This is a genomic window from Piscinibacter lacus (genome assembly GCF_016735685.1).
Lineage (GTDB): Bacteria > Pseudomonadota > Gammaproteobacteria > Burkholderiales > Burkholderiaceae_C > Aquariibacter > Aquariibacter lacus.
The window spans coordinates 1,512,516-1,533,296 of sequence record NZ_JAERRA010000001.1 but is presented as its reverse complement, the minus strand read 5'-3'; the positions used below and the strand labels follow the sequence as shown (position 1 = coordinate 1,533,296).

The 20,781-nt window shown below is 71.1% G+C and carries 18 protein-coding genes; 6 read left to right on the top strand and 12 right to left on the bottom strand.

Going from position 1 to position 20,781, the window contains the following annotated elements; all coding sequences use genetic code 11:
• Positions 1-51: 51 nt before the first annotated feature.
• The 12 genes from accD to parC form a co-directional block, all read right to left on the bottom strand.
• Positions 52-924, bottom strand: coding sequence for an acetyl-CoA carboxylase, carboxyltransferase subunit beta (gene accD, locus JI742_RS06990; RefSeq protein WP_201825030.1), 873 nt, complete (start codon positions 922-924; stop codon positions 52-54).
• Positions 925-996: 72 nt separating this feature from the next.
• Entirely contained in the window at positions 997-1,818 is an 822-nt protein-coding gene (gene trpA, locus JI742_RS06985) for a tryptophan synthase subunit alpha (protein ID WP_201825028.1), read from the bottom strand.
• Entirely contained in the window at positions 1,815-3,095 is a 1,281-nt protein-coding gene (gene trpB, locus JI742_RS06980) for a tryptophan synthase subunit beta (RefSeq protein ID WP_201825027.1), read from the bottom strand. The genes trpA and trpB overlap by 4 nt, the downstream gene beginning before the upstream one ends.
• 24 nt (positions 3,096-3,119) lie before the next feature.
• Positions 3,120-3,773, bottom strand: coding sequence for a phosphoribosylanthranilate isomerase (locus JI742_RS06975; protein WP_201826462.1), 654 nt, complete (start codon positions 3,771-3,773; stop codon positions 3,120-3,122).
• Between the two features lie 46 nt (positions 3,774-3,819).
• Positions 3,820-4,635 (bottom strand): tRNA pseudouridine(38-40) synthase TruA, encoded by an 816-nt coding sequence (truA, locus tag JI742_RS06970; RefSeq protein WP_236676956.1) that lies wholly within the window; start codon positions 4,633-4,635, stop codon positions 3,820-3,822.
• A gap of 5 nt (positions 4,636-4,640) precedes the next feature.
• Positions 4,641-7,052, bottom strand: coding sequence for a type IV pilus assembly protein FimV (locus JI742_RS06965; protein ID WP_201825026.1), 2,412 nt, complete (start codon positions 7,050-7,052; stop codon positions 4,641-4,643).
• A 47-nt stretch (positions 7,053-7,099) separates the two neighbouring features.
• Complete coding sequence (asd, locus tag JI742_RS06960) at positions 7,100-8,236, bottom strand: aspartate-semialdehyde dehydrogenase (RefSeq protein WP_201825025.1); 1,137 nt, start codon at positions 8,234-8,236, stop codon at positions 7,100-7,102.
• Positions 8,237-8,334: 98 nt separating this feature from the next.
• The gene (gene leuB, locus JI742_RS06955) at positions 8,335-9,426 is read right to left on the bottom strand and encodes a 3-isopropylmalate dehydrogenase (RefSeq protein ID WP_201825024.1); all 1,092 of its coding nucleotides are present in this window, start codon (positions 9,424-9,426) and stop codon (positions 8,335-8,337) included.
• 84 nt (positions 9,427-9,510) lie between these two features.
• Positions 9,511-10,161, bottom strand: coding sequence for a 3-isopropylmalate dehydratase small subunit (leuD, locus tag JI742_RS06950; protein ID WP_201825021.1), 651 nt, complete (start codon positions 10,159-10,161; stop codon positions 9,511-9,513).
• Positions 10,162-10,213: 52 nt separating this feature from the next.
• Positions 10,214-10,339 carry an entericidin A/B family lipoprotein gene (locus JI742_RS06945; RefSeq protein ID WP_201825019.1) on the bottom strand — a complete coding sequence of 42 codons (126 nt, stop codon included), beginning with the start codon at positions 10,337-10,339 and terminating at the stop codon, positions 10,214-10,216.
• A 36-nt stretch (positions 10,340-10,375) separates the two neighbouring features.
• Complete coding sequence (gene leuC, locus JI742_RS06940; protein ID WP_201825017.1) at positions 10,376-11,788, bottom strand: 3-isopropylmalate dehydratase large subunit; 1,413 nt, start codon at positions 11,786-11,788, stop codon at positions 10,376-10,378.
• Positions 11,789-11,907: 119 nt separating this feature from the next.
• Positions 11,908-14,232 carry a DNA topoisomerase IV subunit A gene (gene parC, locus JI742_RS06935; RefSeq protein ID WP_201825015.1) on the bottom strand — a complete coding sequence of 775 codons (2,325 nt, stop codon included), beginning with the start codon at positions 14,230-14,232 and terminating at the stop codon, positions 11,908-11,910.
• A 223-nt stretch (positions 14,233-14,455) separates the two neighbouring features.
• Between parC and JI742_RS06930 the strand changes: the two genes are divergently transcribed.
• Genes JI742_RS06930 through JI742_RS06910 form a run of 6 tightly spaced genes read left to right on the top strand, consistent with a single transcriptional unit; the run spans position 14,456 to position 20,766 of the window.
• Positions 14,456-16,078 carry a DUF8728 domain-containing protein gene (locus JI742_RS06930; protein ID WP_236676818.1) on the top strand — a complete coding sequence of 541 codons (1,623 nt, stop codon included), beginning with the start codon at positions 14,456-14,458 and terminating at the stop codon, positions 16,076-16,078.
• Between the two features lie 30 nt (positions 16,079-16,108).
• Entirely contained in the window at positions 16,109-16,243 is a 135-nt protein-coding gene (locus tag JI742_RS14025) for a hypothetical protein (RefSeq protein ID WP_286184088.1), read from the top strand.
• The gene (locus JI742_RS06925) at positions 16,240-17,670 is read left to right on the top strand and encodes a GMC family oxidoreductase (RefSeq protein WP_201825013.1); all 1,431 of its coding nucleotides are present in this window, start codon (positions 16,240-16,242) and stop codon (positions 17,668-17,670) included. Before JI742_RS14025 ends, JI742_RS06925 begins: the two co-directional genes overlap by 4 nt.
• A gap of 36 nt (positions 17,671-17,706) precedes the next feature.
• The gene (locus JI742_RS06920; protein ID WP_201825012.1) at positions 17,707-18,690 is read left to right on the top strand and encodes a lysylphosphatidylglycerol synthase transmembrane domain-containing protein; all 984 of its coding nucleotides are present in this window, start codon (positions 17,707-17,709) and stop codon (positions 18,688-18,690) included.
• 22 nt (positions 18,691-18,712) lie between these two features.
• Positions 18,713-20,023: an FAD-binding oxidoreductase gene (locus JI742_RS06915; protein WP_201825011.1), complete on the top strand. Its 1,311-nt coding sequence runs from the start codon at positions 18,713-18,715 to the stop codon at positions 20,021-20,023.
• A complete protein-coding gene (locus JI742_RS06910; RefSeq protein WP_201825010.1) occupies positions 20,020-20,766 on the top strand; it encodes an SDR family oxidoreductase in 747 nt (248 codons plus the stop codon). Before JI742_RS06915 ends, JI742_RS06910 begins: the two co-directional genes overlap by 4 nt.
• Positions 20,767-20,781 lie beyond the last annotated feature (15 nt).

Genomic DNA, 20,781 nt, shown 5'->3' with positions numbered 1-20,781 from the left:
CAAGCAAAAAGGGCGGCCGGAGCCGCCCGTCGGGAGCTTCGGGCGGCGGCCTCAGGCGACCGCGTCGGCGCTCTGGCGCTGCAGCATGGCCAGCATGCGGGCCACGGTGGGCCGCAGCTCGCGGCGGTCGATGATCATGTCGACGGCGCCCTTGTCGCGCAGGAACTCGGCGCGCTGAAAGCCCTCGGGCAGCTTCTCGCGCACGGTGTTCTCGATCACGCGCGGGCCGGCGAAGCCGATCAGGGCCTTGGGCTCGGCCACCACCACATCGCCCATGAAGGCGAAGCTGGCGGAGACGCCGCCCATGGTCGGGTCGGTCAGCACGCTGATGTAGGGCAGGCCGGCCTTGGCCAGCCAGGTGAGCGAGGCGTTGGTCTTGGCCATCTGCATCAGGCTCAGCAGGCCTTCCTGCATGCGCGCGCCGCCGCTGGCGGCAAAGCTGATGAAGGGCACCTTCTGCTCGATCGCGGTCTCGACGCCGCGCACGAAGCGCTCGCCGACCACCGAGCCCATCGAGCCGCCCATGAACTCGAACTCGAAGGCCGCGGCCACGACGGGCAGCGTCATCACCGCGCCGCCCATCACGACCAGGGCATCGGTCTCGCCGGTGCTGTCCAGGGCCTGCTTCAGGCGCTCGGGGTACTTCTTGCTGTCCTTGAACTTCAGCGGGTCGACCGGCAGCACCTCCTGGCCGATGTCGTAGCGGCCCTCGGCATCGAGGAAGGCGTCGAGCCGCGCCCGCGCGCCGATGCGGTGGTGGTGGCTGCACTTCGGGCAGACGCCGAGGTTGTGCTCCAGGTCGGTCTTGTAGAGCACGGTCTCGCAGGCCGGGCACTTGGTCCACAGGCCCTCCGGCACCGAGCGGCGCTCGGCCGGGTCGGTGGGCTGGATCTTGGGGGGCAGCAGTTTTTCGAGCCAGCTCATGGGGAGGGTCCTTGCATCAAACGTCATCACCACCGAGGGCAGCACCGCCACGAGGCGGCGCGGCCCGCCGGCTCACAGGCGCCGGGCGGCCGAGGCAGCATCCAGCGGGCCGCGGATCGAGGCCATGAAATCCCGCGCCACGGTGGCCCAGGTGCCGGCCGGCGCGGCTTCCATCAACTGGATCAGCTTCGAGCCGATCACAACCGCATCGGACACGCCCGCCACCGCCACCGCACTGGTGGCATCGCGGATGCCGAAGCCCACGCCCACCGGCACCTGCACATGCTGGCGGATGCGCGGGATCACGCGCGCCACCTCGTCGGTGTCCAGGTGGCCGGCGCCGGTCACGCCCTTGAGCGACACGTAGTACACGTAGCCGCCCGCGATGCGGCCCACCGTGGCCATGCGCGCCTCGGTGGAGGTGGGGGCGAGCAGGAAGATCAGGTCCAGGCCGGCCGCCTTCAGCAGCGCGGCAAAGCCTTCGCACTCCTCGGGAGGGTAGTCGACGATCAGCACGCCATCCACGCCGGCCGCGGCCGCGTCGCGCGCGAAAGCCTCGACGCCGTAGCACTCGACCGGATTGGCATAGCCCATCAGCACGACCGGGGTGCGGGCATCGTCGCGGCGGAAGTCGCGCACCATGCCCAGCACATCGTCCAGGCCCACACCCTGGGCCAGCGCGCGCTCGGAGGCTTTCTGGATCACCGGGCCGTCTGCCATCGGGTCGGAAAAGGGCACGCCGAGTTCGAGGATGTCGGCGCCGCCGGCCACCAGGCCGTGCAGGATGTCGACGGTGGCGGCCGGCGAGGGATCGCCGGCGGTCACGTAGGGAATCAGGGCCTGGCGGCCCTGGGCCTTGAGGGTCTCGAAGACCGCTGCGATGCGCACATTCATGACTTCATCTCCACCACCGACACGCCACCCTTGACCGACTGGCCGCGGCAGGACGGCCGGCAGTAGAAGTCGGCATTCGACAGGTCGGCCACGGTGCCGATGTCCTTGTCGCCGCGGCCCGAGAGGTTGACCAGCAGATGCTGGTCCGGCCGCATCGTCGGCGCCATCTTCATGGCATGGGCCACCGCATGGCTGGATTCGAGCGCGGGGATGATGCCCTCGGTGCGGCACAGGCGGTGGAAGGCCTCGAGCGCCTCGGTGTCGGTGATGCCGACGTACTCGGCGCGGCCGATGTCCTTGAGGTAGGCATGCTCGGGGCCGACGCCGGGATAGTCCAGGCCGGCCGAGATGCTGTGCGTCTCGGTGATCTGGCCATTGCGGTCCTGCAGCAGGTAAGTGCGGTTGCCGTGCAGCACGCCGGGCGTGCCGCGGGTCAGCGAAGCCGAGTGCTTGCCGCTGTCCAGGCCCTCGCCCGCCGCCTCCACGCCGATCAAGCGGGTGCCCTCGTGCGGGATGTAGGGATAGAAGATGCCCATGGCATTGCTGCCGCCGCCGACGCAGGCCAGCACCGCATCGGGCTGGCGGCCGATCTGCGTGGGCATCTGCGTCAGGCACTCCTCGCCGATCACGCTCTGGAAGTCGCGCACCATGGCCGGATAGGGCGCCGGACCGGCCACCGTGCCGATGATGTAGTAGGTGTTCTCGACGTTGGTGACCCAGTCGCGCAAGGCCTCGTTGAGCGCGTCCTTCAGCGTCTTGCTGCCGCTGTCGACCGGCACCACCGTCGCACCCAGCAGCTTCATGCGGTAGACATTGGGCGACTGGCGCTTGATGTCCTCGCTGCCCATGTAGACCACGCACTCCAGGCCATAGCGCGCGCAGATGGTGGCGGTGGCCACGCCATGCTGGCCGGCGCCGGTCTCCGCGATGATCCGCGGCTTGCCCATGCGCTTGGCCAGCAAGGCCTGGCCGATGGTGTTGTTGACCTTGTGCGCGCCGGTGTGGTTCAAGTCCTCGCGCTTCAGGTGGATCTGCGCGCCGCCCAGTTCGCGGCTCAGGCGCGCGGCGTGGTAGACGGGGCTGGGCCGGCCGACGAAGTGGGCCAGCTCGTGGCGGAATTCGCGCTGGAACTCGGCGTCGTGCTGGTAGCGGGCGTAGGTCGCCTTCAGCTCGTCGAGCGCGTGGATCAAGGTCTCGGCGACGAAGGTGCCGCCGAAGTAGCTGCCGTTCACGGGCCCGAAGTGCCCGCGGGCATCGGGTTGCTGGTAGTCCAACATGATGGGGTGCTTTCGATCGAGGGTTCAGCCGGTCGCGCCTGCTACATGCAGGCGCGCATCGGCGCATCGGACGGCGTCGCAGAAGCGGTGCATCGCATCGGCATCCTTGATGCCTTTGCCCACCTCGACGCCGGAGCTCACGTCAACGGCCCAAGGCCGCACGCGCTCCACCCCATCGATCACGTTGGCAGGATTCAACCCACCAGACAAAACGAGCGGACAGGGCGCGCTTGCTGGAATGAGTGACCAATCGAAGACCTTTCCGCCACCACCATAGCCGTCGACATGGGCGTCGAGCAGCAGGGCCTGGGCGCTGGGAAATTGCTGAGCAAAGTCTAGCAAAGCGAAACCCGGCCCCATCCGGGCCGCCCGCAGGTAGGGCCGACCGGGAGCTTCGCAGGCGGCGCGGTCCTCGTCGCCGTGGAATTGCAGCAGCAGGGTGGGGATGGCGTCGCAGGCCGCGGCAATCTCCGCCGGCCCGGCGTTCACGAACAGCCCGACCGGCGTGACGAAGGGCGGCAGGCGCCGCGCCAGCTCGGCGGCGCGGGCGACGCTGACGGCGCGCGGGCTCTTCGCATAGAAGACGAAGCCCAGCGCGTCAGCGCCGGCAGCCACGGCGGCGTCGACATCGGCCTCGCGGGTCAGGCCGCAGATCTTGATGCGGGTGCGATGGGGCATGGGGAAGGAAAAGACGGGCGGCAGGACCGGCGACATGCGCCGCCCCTCAGGGCAGCCAGTCGATCGAGGCATTGTGTTCGGGCAGGCCCAGCGCGGCATCGTAGACCGGGCCGAGGAAGTAGAGGCCGTCCGGGGCAAAGGTCGGCGCGGCGCGCTCGCGCGAACGGCTGGCCAGCACCTCGGCCATCCAGTCCGGCGGGCGGCTGCCCTGCCCCACCGCAACGAGGCAGCCCATCAGGTTGCGGACCATGTGGTGCAGGAAGGCGCTGGCCTCGACCTCGAAGCGCCACAGCGCGCCGCGCCGCGTGATCGCGATGCGGCGCATCTCCTTGACCGGCGAAAGGGCCTGGCAGCCCGCCGCGCGGAAGGCGCTGAAGTCATGCGTGCCGATCAGGTGGGCGGCGGCGGCCTCCATCGCCGCCTGGTCCAGCGGGCGGAAGACCCAGCCGACCAGACCGGCCTCCAGCGCCGGCCGGGCCACCGATTCGCGCAGCAAGTAGGCATAGCGCCGGCCGCGCGCATGGCGGCGCGCGTCGAAATCGGCCGGCACCGGCTGGCACCACTGCACGGCGATGTCGGGCGGCAGGTAGCGGTTGGTCCCGCGCACCCAGGAGAAAGGCTCGCGGGCCACCGGCGCATCGAAGTGCACGACTTGGTTCAGGCCGTGCACGCCCGCATCGGTGCGGCCGGCGCAGGCGGTGCGCACCGGCCGCGCCGCGAAGGTGGCCAGGGCCGCTTCGAGCCGGTCCTGCACCGTCTGCCCGCCGGGCTGGCTCTGCCAGCCGAGGTAGGCGCTGCCGCGGTAGCTCAGGCCCAGGGCCAGGCGTCCGGCCGGGGCGGCTTCCTCGCAGGACGCGGGCAGCGTGCTCAGCGGCCGGGCTCCAGCCGGACCAGCAGGGCCTCGGCGCGGGCTTGCTGGCTGGCGTCGCCCGCACGCAGCACCTCCTCGGCCAGCTCGGCCGCGCCCTCGCGGTCGCCGATGGCGAGGAACTCCTCGGCCAGCTCCAGCTTGCGGTTCAGGCCCTCGGCCTCGGGGCCGGCCAGGGCGGGCAGTACGTCCTCGCCCAGGTCCAGGTCCATGCCGGAAGCGGCCGGTTCGGACCAGGGCAGGCCGGGCCGGGCCGGAGGCTCGGCCGCCGGACGCGCACCGGGCTGGTAGAGCGGATGGTCGGGCTCCAGCTCGGCACCCAGGCGCTGGGTCTGCCACCAGGCTTCATGGTCCTCGCCGGTGGTCTCGAAGATGTCGCGCGCCAGGCTCTCGAAAGCCGGCAGGTCGCGGCGCAGGGCGTGGATTTCCAGCAGCTTCATGCGCAGCGGCAGGCTGTCCGGGTCCAGGCTCAGGGCCTCCTTCAGGATCTCCTCGGCCTGCATGTCGCGGCCGTAGCCCAGGTAGACCTCGGCCTCGGCCACCGGGTCGACATCGCCCTGGGCATCCAGGTCCTGCAGCGAGAACTGCATGGGCAGTTCGAGCAGCTCATCCTGCGGCGGCTTGCGCGGCGTGGCGATCAGCTCGAAGGGCGAGACCTCCTCGACCGGCAGAGGCTGCGAGGGCGGCAGGGCTGCGCCGGCCATGGGTTCGAAAAGCGACCAGGCCTGGGGGGCTGTGCTTGCGGCGCCCTCGTTCGCGGCGGGCGCGGGCGGAGCGAGCACCTCGTCGAGCGGCTGGAGGGCCTCGGGCGGATCGGCAGGCGGCGGGGCGGGCTGCGGCTCGTCCAGGGCCATGCCGGCGAGGATCAGCGGCTCGGGCTCGGCTTCGGTGGGGGCGGAGCTTGCCGGCGGCTGCGGCGCGGGGGCCGGCTGTTCGGGCTCGGGCTCGGGCTCGGGCTCGGGGACAGGCTCCGGCTCCGGCTCGGGTTCCGGCACGGGCTCGGCTTCCAGTGCAATCGCGGGCTCGGGCTCCGGCTCCGGCTCAGCCTGCGGGGCGGGTGCGGCAGGCACCCGCGCTGCGGGCAGCGCAACCGGATCGGGCTCGGGCGCTTGCGGGGGCGCGACGGGCTCGGCCCGCGCCGCGGGCGCTTCAGGCTCAGCCAGGGCAGCCGATCCAGCCGGCGCTTCCGGTTCAGAAGGCGCCTGAACCGGCGTCGCCACCGGCGCGGCGGCTGCCGTCTCGGCGCCGGCCGTCGCGGGGCGGCGACGCAAGGCCCAGAAGCCCAGGCCCAGGGCGATCAGCAGGGGCAGGCCCCAGCGCAGGGCGGCCCCGAAGTCGGCAGGCTCGGCCGGCGCAGCCCCATCGGCCGCCGGGGCGGGCGGCGGCTGGACGGCTGCAGGCGCTTCGGCCGGGGCAGGCGCGGGCGGCTCCACGGGCGCGGGTGCGGGCGCAGGCGGCTCGACCGGCGCAGGCGCCACAGGCGGCGCTTCATCGAGGGGCGGCGCGGCGGCAGGCGGCGGCGCGGCAGGAACCTCGACCACGGGCAGCGCGGCCGGGGGCACCGGCTCCGCCACGGGCGCCGCCGGGGCCGCGGCGGGCGGCAGCTCGGCAGGCGGCAGCAGGGCCTGGTCGACGCTGCGCTCGGCCACCAGCTTGCGCGCCTCGGCGCGGTCGAAGGCCAGGATCTGCTCGCGCGGCGGCACCACCAGCACCGCGCCTGCGCGCAGCTTGTTGATGTTGCCGTTGATGAAGGCCTCGGGGTTGGCGCGCAGCAGCGCGGCCATCATCTGGTCCAAGGTCGCGCCGCGCGGCAGACGCGCCAGCGCCAGGCCTGACAAGGTGGACGCAGGCGCGGCCTGCAGGGCCGCGACCTCCTCCTCACCCGGCGGAACGGCGACCGGGGCCGCCTCGGCCGGCGGTGCCGCTTGTTGCGCAGCCTGCGGTGCAGGGGCAGGCGCGGGTGCCGGCGCAGCGGCGGGCGGCTTGCGCCCGGGCTCCAGCCTCAGGGTGTAGTCGCGGACGACGCGTCCGCGCGCCGACTCGACCTCGATGATCAGGTCGAGCGTGTCCTCGGTCAGGGCCTCGCTGCCGACGATCTGCAGATAGGGCCGGCCGTCCTCGCGGCGTTGCAGCGAGAACTGCAAGCCCCGCAGCGGCGCCTGCAAGGTGGCACCGGCCGCCTGGTAGGCGTTGGCATCGGCCAGGCGGGCCTTCAGCGTGGCCTCCTCCTCGGCCCGCAGCCGAACGAGGTCCAGCTCGGCCCGCAGCGGCTCGCCCTGGCCGGACTTGAGCGACAAGCGACCGAGCGAAAGCGCCTTCACCTCGGCCGGCAGGACGGCAACCGTCACGAGCAGGGCCGCCGCCAGGGCCGCCAGGATGCGTTGTGAAGGCTTCGGATGAGGTGTCGACATGAGGCTCAGCTCCCGGGATGGGGTCTCCGCCGGTCCGCGCAGGGGATTCAAGCTTCGACCAGCAGGCGCAGCATACGGCGCAGCGGCTCGGCTGCGCCCCAGAGCAGTTGGTCACCAATCGTGAAGGCGCCCAGGTACTCGGGGCCCATGGCCATCTTGCGCAGGCGGCCGACCGGGATGGTCAGGGTGCCGGTGACGGCAACCGGGGTCAGGTCCTGGAGGGTGGCCTCACGGGTGTTGGGCACCAGCTTCACCCAGGCGTTGTCGGCCGCGATCATGGCCTCGAGGTCGGCCAGCGGCACATCCTTCTTCAGCTTGAAGGTCAGGGCCTGGCTGTGGCAGCGCATGGCACCGATGCGCACGCAGAAGCCGTCGACCGGCACGGCCGGCGTGCCGAAGCCCTCGCCCTGGCCGAGGATCTTGTTGGTCTCGGCGCCGCCCTTCCATTCTTCCTTCGACATCCCGTTGCCCAGATCCTTGTCGATCCAGGGGATCAGCGAGCCGCCCAGCGGCACGCCGAAGTTCGCGGTCTCGGCAGCGCTCAAGGACCGCTGCTTGGCGATGATCTTGCGGTCGATCTCCAGGATGGCGCTCTTCGGGTCGTCCAGCAGGCTGCGCACCTCGGCATTCAGCGTGCCGTACTGGGTCAGCAGCTCGCGCATGTGCTGCGCACCGCCGCCGCTGGCGGCCTGGTAGGTCTGGGTGCTCATCCACTCGACCAGGCCGGCCTTGTAGAGCGCGCCCACGCCCATCAGCATGCAGCTGACGGTGCAGTTGCCGCCGATCCAGTTCTTGCCGCCCCGGGCCAGCGCGTTCTTGATGACCGGCAGGTTGACCGGGTCGAGCACGATGACCGCATCGTCCTTCATGCGCAGCGTCGAGGCCGCATCGATCCAGTGGCCGTTCCAGCCGGCGGCGCGCAGCTTGGGAAAGACCTCGCTGGTGTAGTCGCCGCCCTGGCAGGTCAGCACGATGTCGCAGCGCCTGAGGGCCTCGAGGTCGAAGGCGTCGAAGAGCTGGGTCTCGTTCTTGGCCAGCCCGGCCGGGGCGGCGCCGCCGGCATTGCTGGTGCTGAAGAACAAGGGCTCGATGAGGGCGAAATCGCCCTCGGCCTGCATGCGGTCCATCAGGACCGAACCCACCATGCCCCGCCATCCGACGAGGCCAACCCTTGCTTGTGCCATGTTTGTGTCCTTCTGCGTGCGCAGCGTGCAGCGGCTTGCCGCCTTGTGTTCTTGGCCGGGGAATACGGTCTGGAGACCCGGGCGGATTCGCCAGCGGATCAGCCCTGGGCGTTCAGCGCGGCGAGCACCGCATCGCCCATGGCGACGGTGCCGACGCGGGTGTCGCCTTCGCGCCAGATGTCGCCGGTGCGCAGGCCCTGGCTCAGGACGGTGTCGACGGCCCGCTCGATGCGGGCGGCCGCTTCGGCCTGGTTCAGGCTGTAGCGCAGCATCATGGCCGCGCTCAAGATGGTGGCCAGCGGATTGGCCACGCCCTTGCCGGCGATGTCGGGCGCGCTGCCGTGGCTGGGCTCGTAGAGGCCCTGGTTCTTCGCATTCAGCGAGGCGCTGGGCAGCATGCCGATCGAGCCGGTCAGCATCGCGGCCTCGTCGCTGAGGATGTCGCCGAACATGTTGCCGGTCACGATCACGTCGAAGGCCTTGGGCGCCTTGACGAGCTGCATCGCGGCGTTGTCGACGTAGAGGTGGTCGAGCTTCACGTCCGGGTACTGGGCATGGACCTCGGTGACGATGTCCTTCCAGAACTGGAAGGTCTCCAGCACATTGGCCTTGTCGACGCTGGTCAGCTTGCCGCCGCGCCCCCCAGCCCTTTGCCTGGCCGCCTGGAAGGCGACATGCGCGATGCGCTCGATCTCGGGCTTCGAATAGCGCATCGTGTCGAAGGCTTCCTCGGCGCCGGGGAAGTGGCCGTCGACCGCGGTGCGGCGGCCGCGCGGCTGGCCGAAGTAGATGTCGCCGGTCAGCTCGCGCACGATCAGGATGTCCAGGCCCGCCACCAGCTCGGGCTTGAGGCTGGAAGCGTGGGTGAGCTGCGGATAGCAGATCGCCGGGCGGAAGTTGGCGAACAGGCCCAGGTGCTTGCGCAGGCCGAGGATGGCCTGCTCGGGGCGCAGCGGCCGGTCGAGCGTGTCGTACTTCCAGTCGCCGACGGCGCCAAACAGCACCGCATCGGCGCCCAGCGCCAGCTTCAGCGTGGACTCGGGCAGGGGATGGCCCGCCACGTCATAGGCCGCGCCGCCGACCGGCGCGCTTTCCATCTCGAAGCGCAGGTCGAGGGCCTTCAGGACCTTGACCGCCTCGGCGACGATTTCGGGGCCGATGCCGTCACCCGGCAGGACTGCAATCTTCATCAGAACCACTCGTTCGTGTAGGGGCGTGGACGGCCGCAGCCGCGCCAGGGGACCGGCCGGGCCGGCCGGGTGCGCCGGCGGGCCTCAGCCCGGCAGGCGGTGGGCCAGCCAGGGCTTGGTGACAAGGCGCTCGGCTTCAAAGGCCTTGATCTTCTCGGCATGGCGCAGGGTCAGGCCGATGTCGTCGAAGCCGTTGAGCAGGCAGAACTTGCGGAAGGGCTGCACCTCGAAGGGCAGCTCCACGCCGTCGGGCTTGACGACGACCTGACGCTCCAGGTCCACCGTCAGGCTGTAGCCGGGGAAGGCGGCCACTTCGTCGAACAGCCGGGCCACCTGGGCTTCGGGCAGCACGATGGGCAGCAGGCCGTTCTTGAAGCAGTTGTTGAAGAAGATGTCGGCAAAGCTCGGCGCGATCAGCGCACGGAAGCCGAACTGCTCGATGGCCCAGGGCGCATGCTCGCGGCTGGAGCCGCAGCCGAAGTTCTGCCGCGCCAGCAGCACCGAAGCACCCTGGTAGCGCGGTTGGTTGAGCACGAAGTCCGGGTTCGGCCGGCGCGTGGTCTGGTCCTGGCCTTCGCGCCAGGGCTCGGCATAGCGCCATTCGTCGAACAGGTTGATGCCGAAGCCGCTGCGCTGGATCGACTTCAGGAACTGCTTGGGGATGATGGCGTCGGTGTCGACGTTTTCGCGGTCGATGGGCGCCACCACGCCCTGATGCACACGGAAGGCTTGCACGGCTTGCTCGCTGGAGGGGGGTGGGCGGGACCGCAGCGGCCCCGCCCGGGCTTCACTTCTTCTTGGCGGCGTCTTCGACGACCTCGCCCGCCTTCTGCACGTCCTTGCCGACGCCGGCAATGGTGTTGCAGGCGGACAGCGCAAAGGCGGCAAGCAGCATCAGCACGATCTTGTTCATGGTCAGGTCCTCCGGGATCAAAAGGGGAAACAGGTCTCAGGCCACACGGCGCACATCGACGAAATGACCCGCCAGCGCCGCCGCAGCCGCCATGGCCGGGCTGACGAGGTGGGTGCGGCCGCCGGCGCCCTGGCGACCTTCGAAATTGCGGTTGCTGGTCGAGGCGCAGCGCTCGCCCGGCTCCAGCCGATCGGCATTCATCGCCAGGCACATCGAGCAGCCGGGCTCGCGCCAGTCGAAGCCGGCGGCCTTGAAGACCGCGTCCAGGCCCTCGGCCTCGGCCTGGGCCTTGACCAGGCCCGAGCCCGGCACCACCAGGGCCAGCTTGACGTTCGACGCGATGCGGCCGCCAACGCGGCGCACCACGGCGGCGGCCTCGCGCAGGTCCTCGATCCGGCTGTTGGTGCAGGAGCCGATGAAGACCTTGTCAATGCGGATGTCGGCCAGCGGTTTGTTGGGCTCCAGCGCCATGTAGGCCAGGGCGCGCTCCAGGGCGCCACGCTTGACGGCGTCCTTTTCCTTGTCCGGATCGGGCACGCGGTCCTCGATGGACAGCACCATCTCGGGCGAGGTGCCCCAGGTCACCTGCGGGCGGATCTGGCTCGCGTCCAGTTCGACGACATGGTCGAAGTGCGCACCCGGATCGCTGTGCAGGGTGCGCCAATAGGCCACGGCCTGCTCCCATTCGACGCCGGTCGGCGTGAAGGGCCGGCCCTTCACATAGGCGATCGTGGTCTCGTCCACCGCCACCAGGCCGGCGCGGGCGCCGCCCTCGATGGCCATGTTGCAGACGGTCATGCGGCCTTCCATGCTCAGGGCGCGGATGGCCGAGCCGGCGAATTCGATGGTGTAGCCCGTGCCGCCGGCCGTGCCAATCTTGCCGATGATGGCCAGCACGATGTCCTTGGCGCTGCAGCCCTTGGACAGCGTGCCCTCCACCTTGACCAACATGTTCTTGGCCTTCTTGGCCAGCAGGGTCTGGGTGGCCAGCACATGCTCGACTTCGGAGGTGCCGATGCCATGGGCCAGTGCGCCGAAGGCGCCGTGGGTGCTGGTGTGGCTGTCACCGCAGACCACCGTCATGCCGGGCAGGGTCGCGCCCTGCTCGGGGCCGATGACGTGCACGATGCCCTGGCGGCGGTCGCTCATCTTGAACTGGGTGATGCCGTGGGCATCGCAGTTCTTGTCGAGCGTGTCGACTTGCAGGCGCGAGACCGGGTCGGCAATGCCTTCGCGGCGGTCGGTGGTCGGCACGTTATGGTCGCTCACCGCCAGGTTGGCGGAGATGCGCCAGACCTTGCGGCCGGCCAGGTTCAGGCCTTCGAAGGCCTGCGGGCTGGTGACCTCGTGGACGAGGTGGCGGTCGATGTAGAGGACGGCGGTGCCGTCGTCCTCGGTGTGGACGACGTGCTCATCCCAGAGCTTGTCGTAAAGGGTGCGTGCACTCATGGGCAGGGCTTCTCGGGCGGGGCGGTACGCATCGGAACCCCCTATTGTGCCGTCCTGCCCCCGTCTTGGCCCTGCCCCTGCTGCGCCGCCGCAACCGGGGCCGCCGCAGCCGGGGCGGCTCAGGCCGTCCAGGCGCTCAGGCCCTGGGCCTGGATCTGCGCCTCCAGGGGCCGGGCCTTGCGCCCGCGCTTGCCCAGGTGGGGGGCCAGGGCGACGCCGCGCAGCTCCAACACGCGCGGCTTGCCGCCGCGGCCCAGGCCCTGCACCAGCACGCCGGCCCCGCAGGGCACGGCCGCGATCAGCGGATCCTCGGCCGCCCCTTCGATCAGGCTCAGCCCGCGGCCGCCCTTGGGCTGCAACTTCAGCTCGGCCAGCGGGAAGACGAGCAGGCGGCCGGCCCGGCTCAGCACCGCGAGCTGGTCCTGCCCGGCGCCGACCGGCTGGGGCGGCAGCGGCTGCTCGCCCTCCTCCAAGGTCAGGAAGGCCTTGCCGCTGCGGTTGCGACCGGCCAGGTCGGCCACGGTGGCCAGCAGGCCGTAGCCGCCGGTGCCGGCCAGCATCAGGGTCTGGCCGGCCGGGCCGGCATGGAAATGCAGGGCCTGGGTGCCGGATTCCAGCTCGATCATGGCGGTGACCGGCTGGCCGTCGCCGCGCGCCCCCGGCAGGCCGGCCACCGGCAGGCTGTAGACCCGGCCGCTGCCGCCGGCCGCGCTGCCGAAGACCAGCACGGTGTCGACGCTGCGGCAGGCGAAGACGCCGTAGAGCCCGTCGCCGGCCTTGAAGCTGAAGCTGGCCGGATCGTGGCCATGGCCCTGGCGCGCGCGCAGCCAGCCCTTGCGGCTGACGATGACGGTGACCGGCTCGTCGACCACCTTCAGCTCCGCCACGCTGCGCTTCTCGGCCTGGATCAGGGTGCGGCGGGCGTCGCCATGGGCCTTGGCATCGGCCTCGATCTCCTTGACGACGGTGCGCCGCAGCACGGCCGGGCTGCCGAGGATCTCCTCCAGCCGGGCCTGCTCGGCGCGCAGGCTGCTCAGCTCCTGCTCGATCTTGATCGCCTCCAGCCGGGCAAGCTGGCGCAGGCGGATCTCCAGGATGTCCTCGGCCTGGCGCTCGCTCAGCGCGAAGGCCTCGATCAGCGCGGCCTTGGGCTCCTCGCTCTCGCGGATGATGCGGATGACCTCGTCGAGGTTCAGCAGCACCAGTTGCCGGCCTTCGAGGATGTGGATGCGGTCCAGCGCCTTGCCCAGGCGATGGCGGCTGCGCCGGGTCACGGTCTGCAGGCGGAAGCCGGTCCACTCCAGCAGCATCTGCCGCAGGCTCTTGGGCGTGGGCCGGCCGTCGGCGCCGACCATGGTCAGGTTCAGCGGCGCATTGCCCTCCAGGCTGGTGTGGGCGAGTAATAGGCGGGCCAGGGCCTGCGGGTCCACCGTGCGGCTCTTGGGCTCGAAAACCAGGCGCACCGGCGCGTCCTTGCCGGATTCGTCGCGCACGGCATCGAGCAGGCCGAGCAGGCTGGTCTTGAGCTGGACCTGCTCGGGGCTCAGGGCCTTCTTGCCGGCCTTGATCTTGGGGTTGCTCAGCTCCTCGATTTCTTCGAGCACCTTCTGCGCGCTGGCGCCTGGCGGCAGCTCGGTGACGACCATCTGCCATTGGCCGCGCGCCAAGTCCTCGGTCACCCAGCGGGCGCGCACCTTGAGCGAACCGCGGCCGCTGCGGTAGGCCTCGCGGATCTCGGCCTCGGTCGAGATGATCTGGCCGCCGCCCGGGAAGTCCGGGCCCGGCAGCAGGGCGAACAGCGCCTCGTCGGACAGCGCCTCGTCCTTGATCAGCGCCACCGCGGCGGCGGCCACCTCGCGCAGGTTGTGGCTGGGAATCTCGGTCGCCAGGCCAACCGCGATGCCGCTGGCGCCATTGAGCAGCACGAAGGGCAGGCGGGCCGGCAATTGGCGCGGCTCTTCGGTCGAGCCGTCGTAGTTGGGCACGAAGTCCACCGTGCCCTCGTCGATCTCGTCGAGCAGCAGGCGGGTGATGGGTGCCAGCCGCGCCTCGGTGTAGCGCATGGCCGCGGCGCCGTCGCCGTCGCGGCTGCCGAAATTGCCCTGGCCGTCGACCAGCGGGTAGCGCTGGCTGAAATCCTGGGCCATGCGCACCATGGCGTCGTAGGCCGCCTGGTCGCCGTGCGGGTGGAAGCGGCCGAGCACATCGCCGACGACCCGGGCGCTCTTGACCGGCCGCGGCGCGCCCGAGGCCCCGAAGCCCAGGCCCATGCGCTGCATGGCATACAGGATGCGGCGCTGCACCGGCTTCTGGCCATCGCAGACATCGGGCAGGGCCCGGCCCTTGACCACGCTGAGCGCGTACTCCAGGTAGGCGCGCTCGGCATAGTCGGCCAGGCCGATGGCATCGGGCGCGGGCACCCGGGGGGTGAAGAGATCGTCCATGGACGGTGGGTCTGCGCTCAGGCGCGTTGGCAAAAAGGGGCGGTGCCGGGCAGGCGCTCGCGGCGCGCATTGTCCCCAGGATGGGCCACCGGCCGCGGCGCGGGGCCGCCAGCCGCGCCGCGCTGGACGGCGTGTCGCCGGGCCGCGGCGTCATCGGTCCGGCACAGGCCTTGCGATACAGTGCCTGCGCCCCAAGCGACCGGCCCCGTCCCTCATTCGCACCATGACCGAAACCCGACCCCGCACGATGCATGGCATGGCTGTGGGCGCCATCGCCCTGCTGTTCATCGTCGGCGGCCTGATGCGCTTGTTTCCCCTCGCGGATTGGCCGGACCGGATTTACTGGCAGTTCCTGTCGGAAGACGGCTACCTGATGCAGACGGTGGCGCGCAACTTCGCGCTCGGCCTGGGCCTGTCGACGGCCGAGGGCACCATGCCCACCAACGGCGTGCAGCCGCTCGCCACCTTCCTCTTCGCCGCCCTGCACGGCCTGGCGGGCGGGGACAAGATGCTCGCGATCGCCGGCGTTGCCCTGCTCTCGACGCTGCAGGCCCTGCTGGCCGCCTGGGCCATGGCCAAGCTGATCCGCCGCCTGGCGGACGATCTGCCGCAAGCCCCGCTGCTTGCGGGGCTGGGCGCCGGCCTGTGGCTGTGTGGCTACGCCATCACGGCGCACAGCAGCAATGGCCTGGAAACCGGCCTCTATCACCTGGCGGTGCTGCTGGCCCTGCTGGTCTACCTGCGCCAGACCGCCGCCCAGGCCACGCGGCCGGCCAGCACGCGCGAGAGCATCGTGCTGGGCCTGGTGCTGGGCCTGGTCTTCCTGGCCCGCAACGACGCGGTCTTCTTCATCGGCGGCCTGCTGGCCGCCCATGTGCTGATCGGCGGCCCGGCCGGCGGCGGCCCGCTGCGCCGGCTGCGCGATGCGGTGATCGCAGGCAGCGCCTCGCTGCTGGCCGCCTCGCCCTGGCTGATCCACAACAAACTCTATTTCGGCTCGATCGTGCCGATCAGCGGCAGCGCCCAGTCGCACAACGCAGCCCTGGGGCAGAACCTGCCGGTGGTGCCGGCCAATCTGCTGGAGGCGATGATCGCGGTGCTGCCCATCCCCGGCTCGATCGAGCGCAGCCTGGCCGTCTGGGTGCTCGGGCCGCTGCTGGTGGCCATCGTGCTGCTGGGCTTCGAGCGCTGGTCGCGTGGCCGCGGCGTCGGCATGCGGCGCGTGCTGCTGGGCGGCACGCTCTTCCTGGGCGGCGTGGTCGGCTACTACGGTCTCTTCTTTGGTGCGGCGCACTTCATCCCGCGCTATTTCTCGGTGCTCAGCGTGCTGCTGTGGCCGATGTTGGTCGTGCTGCTGGGCGTGCTGGGCCACAGCCTGCTCAAGCAGCGCCCTGCCCTGCGGCCGCTGCTCGGGCTGGGCCTGCTGATGGCCTGCGGACTTGCCCTGAACAATGCCCGCATGCACTGGAACCATGGCGAGCAGCACATGCACCGCCAGGTGGCCGAATGGGTGGGCGAGCATGTGCCGCCCGAGGTCTGGGTGGGCGCGGTGCAGACCGGCACCCTGGGCTATTTCCATGACCGCACGATCAACCTGGACGGCAAGGTCAATCCCGAAGCGCTCAAGGTGCTGCGCAGCTCGGGCGATGTGCGCGACGACTACATCGTCGGCTCGCCCATCCAGTACGTGATCGACTGGGCCTCGGTCGCAGACTGGGTCGCCCGGCCCGGCGCGCCGGCCTTCAGCGCAAGTTTCCGCGTGCGGGTGCAAGACCCCGTGCTCAATCTGGGCGTGATGGAGCGGGTACCGGCCGAGGGCCAGGCCGCCAATACCCCCTCGCCCTGACGAACCCCCTCAACCCCGAGGCACACCCCCATGTTGCAACGTCGATCGGCCCTGCTGGGCTTGCTGGGCGGACTGGCCACCCTGGCCTTCTGGCGCGCGGCCTTCTTCAAGGAGAAGGGCCTGGTGCTGCGTGATGGCTGGCTGCTGAAGTCGGACGACCGATGATCTACAAGGATTTCAAGGCCTACCAGGCCTCCGGCTTCCAGCCCAAGGTCTGCATCGTCGGCGGCGGCCCGGCCGGCATCTCCCTGGCCCTGCGCCTGGCGGCCAAGCGCATCCCCTGCGTGCTGCTGGAAGCCGGCGGCCGGACCTACGACGCCGAGGTGCAGGCGGCCTACAACGGCAAGGTCATCGGCGACAACTACTTCGAGCTCGGCAGCTCGCGCCTGCGCTACCTGGGCGGCAGCACCGGCCACTGGCAGGGCTGGTGCCGCGCGCTCGACGCCATCGACTTCGAAGCCCGCAAGGGCGTGCCGAACTCGGGCTGGCCGATCCGCAAGACCGACCTCGACCCCTATGCCAGCGAGGCCGACCGCCTGCTCGACCTGCCGACCGCGAAGCCCGACCAGGCCCTGTCGGCCGATCTGCAGGAAATCGAGTTCCGCTTCAGCAAGCCCATCGTCCGCTTCGGCGACAAGTACGCGGCCGAGCTGGAAAAGTCGCCGCTGATCGCCGTGGCGCTCAACAGCCCGGTGATCGACTTGGTACCGGTGCGCGGGCGCATTGCCGAGGCGCGCATCGGCCAGGCCGGCGCCGCAGCGGCCAGCCTGAAGGCGCCGGCCTATGCCCTGTGCACCGGCGGCATCGAGAACAGCCGCCTGCTGCTCTGGGCCAACCAGCAGCACCAGGGCGGCGTGGTGCCCGAAGCGCGAACCCTGGGCAAGTACTGGATGGAACATCCGCACTACACCCTGGGCCAGGCCGCGCTGTTCACCTTCACCGGCTTCCGCACCCCGGGCGGCATGCATTTCTACGCACCCACGGCCGATTACCTGCGCAAGCACGCCATCGGCAGCTTCGGCGTGCGACTGCTGAGCGGCGAGAACCTGATCAAGGCCCTGATCAAGGACGGCCTCTGCGTGGCGCCAGAGATCTTCACCGACTTCGCGAAGAAGGCCAGCAAGGACCTGGCCTGTGCCGCCGCGCTGCATGTGGCCTGGGAGCAGTTGCCGCAGGAATCCAACCGCATCGAGCTGGGCAGCGACAAGGACGCCTGGGGCATGGCCCGCAGCGTGCTGCACTGGCGCAAGCAGCCCGTCGAGCGCACCACGGCCGACCATGCGGTGCGGCTGGTCGGCAGCTACCTAGCGGGCAGCGACAAGGGCCGGGTCAAGGTCAGCGACTGGCTGCTGAAGAACCAGGCCTACCCCCTCGACGACGAGCAGGCCGGCTTCCACCACATGGGCGGCACCCGCATGGCCGCCTCGCCCGAGCAGGGTGTGGTCGATGCGAACTGCAAGGTCTTCGGGGTGGACAACCTCTACGTCGGCGGCTCCTCGGTCTTCCCGACCGGCGGTCACACCAACCCGACCTACAGCATCGTGCAGCTCGCGCTGCGGCTCGGCGACCACCTGGCCGGCCGTGCGCTCTGAGCGCGGGGCCTGCGGCCCGGACAGGAAGGTCACCGCATGCTGAACAGCCTGCTGACGCCGCGGGTGCGCAAGGCCCTGCTGCTGTCCATCGTGCTGTCGGTGCTGGGCTATGCCGGCTTCTCCATCTGGGCCGGCTGGCGCGAGGTCGCAGCCCTGATCGTCCAGCTCGGCCTGGGCGGCATCGGCCTGATGCTGCTGCTTTCGGCAGTGAACTACGGCCTGCGCTTCCTGCGCTGGCAGATGCTGCTTTCGCGCCTGGGCCACCGCGTGCCGGCCGTGCCGAGCGCGCTGATCTATGTGGCGGGCTTCGCGCTGACGACCACGCCCGGCAAGGCCGGCGAGGCGATCCGCAGCATCTTCCTGAAGGACCATGGCGTGGGTTATCACGCCAGCCTGGCAGCGCTGTTCAGCGAGCGCCTGTCGGATCTGATCGCCGTCGTGCTGCTGGCCTGCCTGGGCGCCGCCAGCCACCCCGGCAGCCGGCCGGTGGTGGGCGGCGTGCTGCTGCTCATCGTGCTGCTGTTGCTGACCCTGGCCCTGTCCGAACGGCTGCGCCCGCTGCATGCGCGGCTGCAGGCCTCGGGCGGCAAGTTGGGCGCACTCGGCGCGCGGCTGTGCGAGCTGATGTTCTCGGCCGCAAGCTGCCACCGCCCCGGCATCCTGCTGGCCACCACCGCGATCAGCGTGCTGGCCTGGGGCGCCGAGGCCTGGGCCTTCCACTTCATGCTCGAAGGCATGGGGCTGTCGCTGCAAGCGACCTGGGCCTTCTTCGTCTACGCCCTGTCGATGCTGGTCGGCGCGATCAGCTTCCTGCCCGGCGGCCTGGGCTCGGCCGAGGCGACCATGGTCGGCCTGCTGATCGGCGCCGGCCAGACCGAGGCCTCGGCCGTGGCCGCCACCCTGCTGATCCGCCTGACCACGCTGTGGTTTGCGGTGGCCCTGGGCGCCTGGGCGCTGGTGGCGGTCAGCCGCGCCCGGCCGGCGGCGGCCGGGGGGGCCACCCTCGGCCCCCAGCCCTGAGCCGGCACGCGGAGCCCGGCCGATGAAACACGCCAAGGCCTGGGGGCGGCTGCCCGGAGTCGGCGAGGCGCGCCAGCGGCCCTGGGGCGACCGCCATGCCGCCCTGCCCACCGAGGCCGGCCCGCGCATCGCCCACGGCCTGGGCCGCAGCTACGGCGATGTCGCGCTCAACCCGGGCGGCGAGCTGCTGATGACCCGCGGCCTGGACCGCTTCATCCACTTCGACCGCGCCCAGGGCGTGCTGCGGGCCGAGGCCGGCGTCAGCCTCGACGAGGTGCTGGCCCTGGTCATGCCCGCCGGCTGGTTCGTCGCCGTCACGCCGGGCAGCCGCTACGTCAGCCTGGGCGGCTGCGTGGCCAATGATGTGCACGGCAAGAACCACGCGCGGGCCGGCAGCTTCGGCCACCATGTGCGGGCCTTCGAGCTGCTGCGCTCCGACGGCAGCCGCCAGGTCTGCCGCCCGGGCGATGCCGACGGCCGCTTCGAGGCCACCGTCGGCGGCCTGGGCCTGACCGGCCTGATCACCTGGGTCGAGATCCAGCTCATTCCCATCCGCCGGCCCTGGATGGCCGTGGTGCAGCGCCGCTTCGCCTCGCTGGACGCCTACTGGGATCTGGACGAAAGCCTGGCCGCCCACCACGACTACACCGTCGCCTGGGTCGACTGCCTGCGCGGCGGACGCGGCCTCTACAGCGCCGCCGATTTCGCCGGCCACGATGCCCCGCAGGCCGAGCCCGGCCCCGGCCGCCGCCGCGTGCCGCTGGAGCCGCCGATCTCGCTGGTCAACGGCCTGTCGGTCTCGGCCTTCAACCTGGCCTATTACCACCTGCCGCGGCCGGCCTTCTCGCTGCAGCCGGCGCTGAAGTACTTCTACCCGCTCGACGGCCTGGCCGACTGGAACCGCATCTACGGCCGCCGCGGCTTCTATCAGTACCAGTGCGTGCTGCCGCGGCCGGCCATGAAGGAGGCCTCGCGCGCGCTCTTCGACCGCATCGGCCGGGCCGGCAGCGGCTCCTTCCTCGCCGTCTTCAAGACCTTCGGCGAGCGGCCGCCGGCCGGCCTGCTGTCCTTCCCGCGCGCCGGGGCCACGCTGGCGCTGGACTTTCCCAACCAGGGCGCGGCCTCGCACCGCCTCTTCGCCGAGCTTGATGCCGTCGTGCGCGAGGCTGGCGGCGCGCTCTACCCGGCCAAGGACGCGCGCATGTCGGCCGACATGTTCCGCGCCGGCTACCCGGCCCTGGATGCCTTCCGGGCGCATGTCGACCCGGCCTTCAGCTCGGGCTTCTGGCGGCGCGTCGCCGACGAGGCCCCCTCCTTCCCCCAGCCCGCATGAACCGCATCCTGATCTTCGGGGCCACCTCGGCCATTGCCGCGGCCGCCGCCCGCCTGTGGGTGGCGCGCGGCGCGCGCGTGCACCTCGTCGGCCGCAGCCCGGCCAAGCTGGAGGCCTTGCAGCAGGACCTGCAAGTGCGCGCCGGGGGAGGGGCCGCCGCGATCAGCGCGCGCAGCGCCGACCTGGACCGCCTGGCCGATCTGCCGGCCCTGCTCGACGAAGCCTGGGCCGCGCTCGGCGGCGGGGTGGACGTGGTGCTGATCGCCCAGGGCACCCTGCCGGACCAGGCCGCCTGCGAAGCCTCGCTGGACGAGACCCTGGCCCAGCTCCACACCAATGGCGTGGCCGTGGTCGCGCTCTGCACCCTGCTCGCGCAGCGCCTAGCGCCAGGCAGCGCGCTGGCGGTGATCACCTCGGTGGCGGGCGACCGCGGTCGCCAGTCCAACTATGTCTACGGCGCCGCCAAGGGCCTGGTCAGCCGCTTCCTGCAGGGCCTGCGCAACCGGCTGGCGCCGCGCGACATCGCGGTGGTCGACATCCGCCCGGGCTTCGTCGACACGCCCATGACCGCATCGATTGCCAAGAAGGGCGCGCTCTGGGCGCAGCCCACAGCGGTGGCGCGGGGCATCGTCGCGGCGGTGGACCGCCGCGATGACATCGTCTACCTGCCGGCGATCTGGCGCCTGATCATGGCGATCATCACCAGCATCCCCGAGAAGATCTTCAAGAAGCTCAAGCTCTGAGCCTCGGCAGGCGGC

Excerpts from the sequence above, each read along its gene's own strand:
- leuB (WP_201825024.1), bottom strand. The coding sequence starts at position 9,426 with ATGAAGATTGCAGTCCTGCCGGGTGACGGCATCGGCCCCGAAATCGTC.
- parC (WP_201825015.1), bottom strand. The coding sequence starts at position 14,232 with ATGGACGATCTCTTCACCCCCCGGGTGCCCGCGCCCGATGCCATCGGC.
- leuC (WP_201825017.1), bottom strand. The coding sequence starts at position 11,788 with ATGAGTGCACGCACCCTTTACGACAAGCTCTGGGATGAGCACGTCGTC.
- JI742_RS06945 (WP_201825019.1), bottom strand. The coding sequence starts at position 10,339 with ATGAACAAGATCGTGCTGATGCTGCTTGCCGCCTTTGCGCTGTCCGCC.
- JI742_RS06925 (WP_201825013.1), top strand. The coding sequence starts at position 16,240 with ATGATCTACAAGGATTTCAAGGCCTACCAGGCCTCCGGCTTCCAGCCC.
- JI742_RS14025 (WP_286184088.1), top strand. The coding sequence starts at position 16,109 with ATGTTGCAACGTCGATCGGCCCTGCTGGGCTTGCTGGGCGGACTGGCC.
- JI742_RS06975 (WP_201826462.1), bottom strand. The coding sequence starts at position 3,773 with ATGCCCCATCGCACCCGCATCAAGATCTGCGGCCTGACCCGCGAGGCC.
- JI742_RS06920 (WP_201825012.1), top strand. The coding sequence starts at position 17,707 with ATGCTGAACAGCCTGCTGACGCCGCGGGTGCGCAAGGCCCTGCTGCTG.
- accD (WP_201825030.1), bottom strand. The coding sequence starts at position 924 with ATGAGCTGGCTCGAAAAACTGCTGCCCCCCAAGATCCAGCCCACCGAC.
- asd (WP_201825025.1), bottom strand. The coding sequence starts at position 8,236 with ATGGCACAAGCAAGGGTTGGCCTCGTCGGATGGCGGGGCATGGTGGGT.
- JI742_RS06930 (WP_236676818.1), top strand. The coding sequence starts at position 14,456 with ATGACCGAAACCCGACCCCGCACGATGCATGGCATGGCTGTGGGCGCC.
- trpB (WP_201825027.1), bottom strand. The coding sequence starts at position 3,095 with ATGTTGGACTACCAGCAACCCGATGCCCGCGGGCACTTCGGGCCCGTG.
- JI742_RS06910 (WP_201825010.1), top strand. The coding sequence starts at position 20,020 with ATGAACCGCATCCTGATCTTCGGGGCCACCTCGGCCATTGCCGCGGCC.
- trpA (WP_201825028.1), bottom strand. The coding sequence starts at position 1,818 with ATGAATGTGCGCATCGCAGCGGTCTTCGAGACCCTCAAGGCCCAGGGC.
- JI742_RS06965 (WP_201825026.1), bottom strand. The coding sequence starts at position 7,052 with ATGTCGACACCTCATCCGAAGCCTTCACAACGCATCCTGGCGGCCCTG.
- JI742_RS06915 (WP_201825011.1), top strand. The coding sequence starts at position 18,713 with ATGAAACACGCCAAGGCCTGGGGGCGGCTGCCCGGAGTCGGCGAGGCG.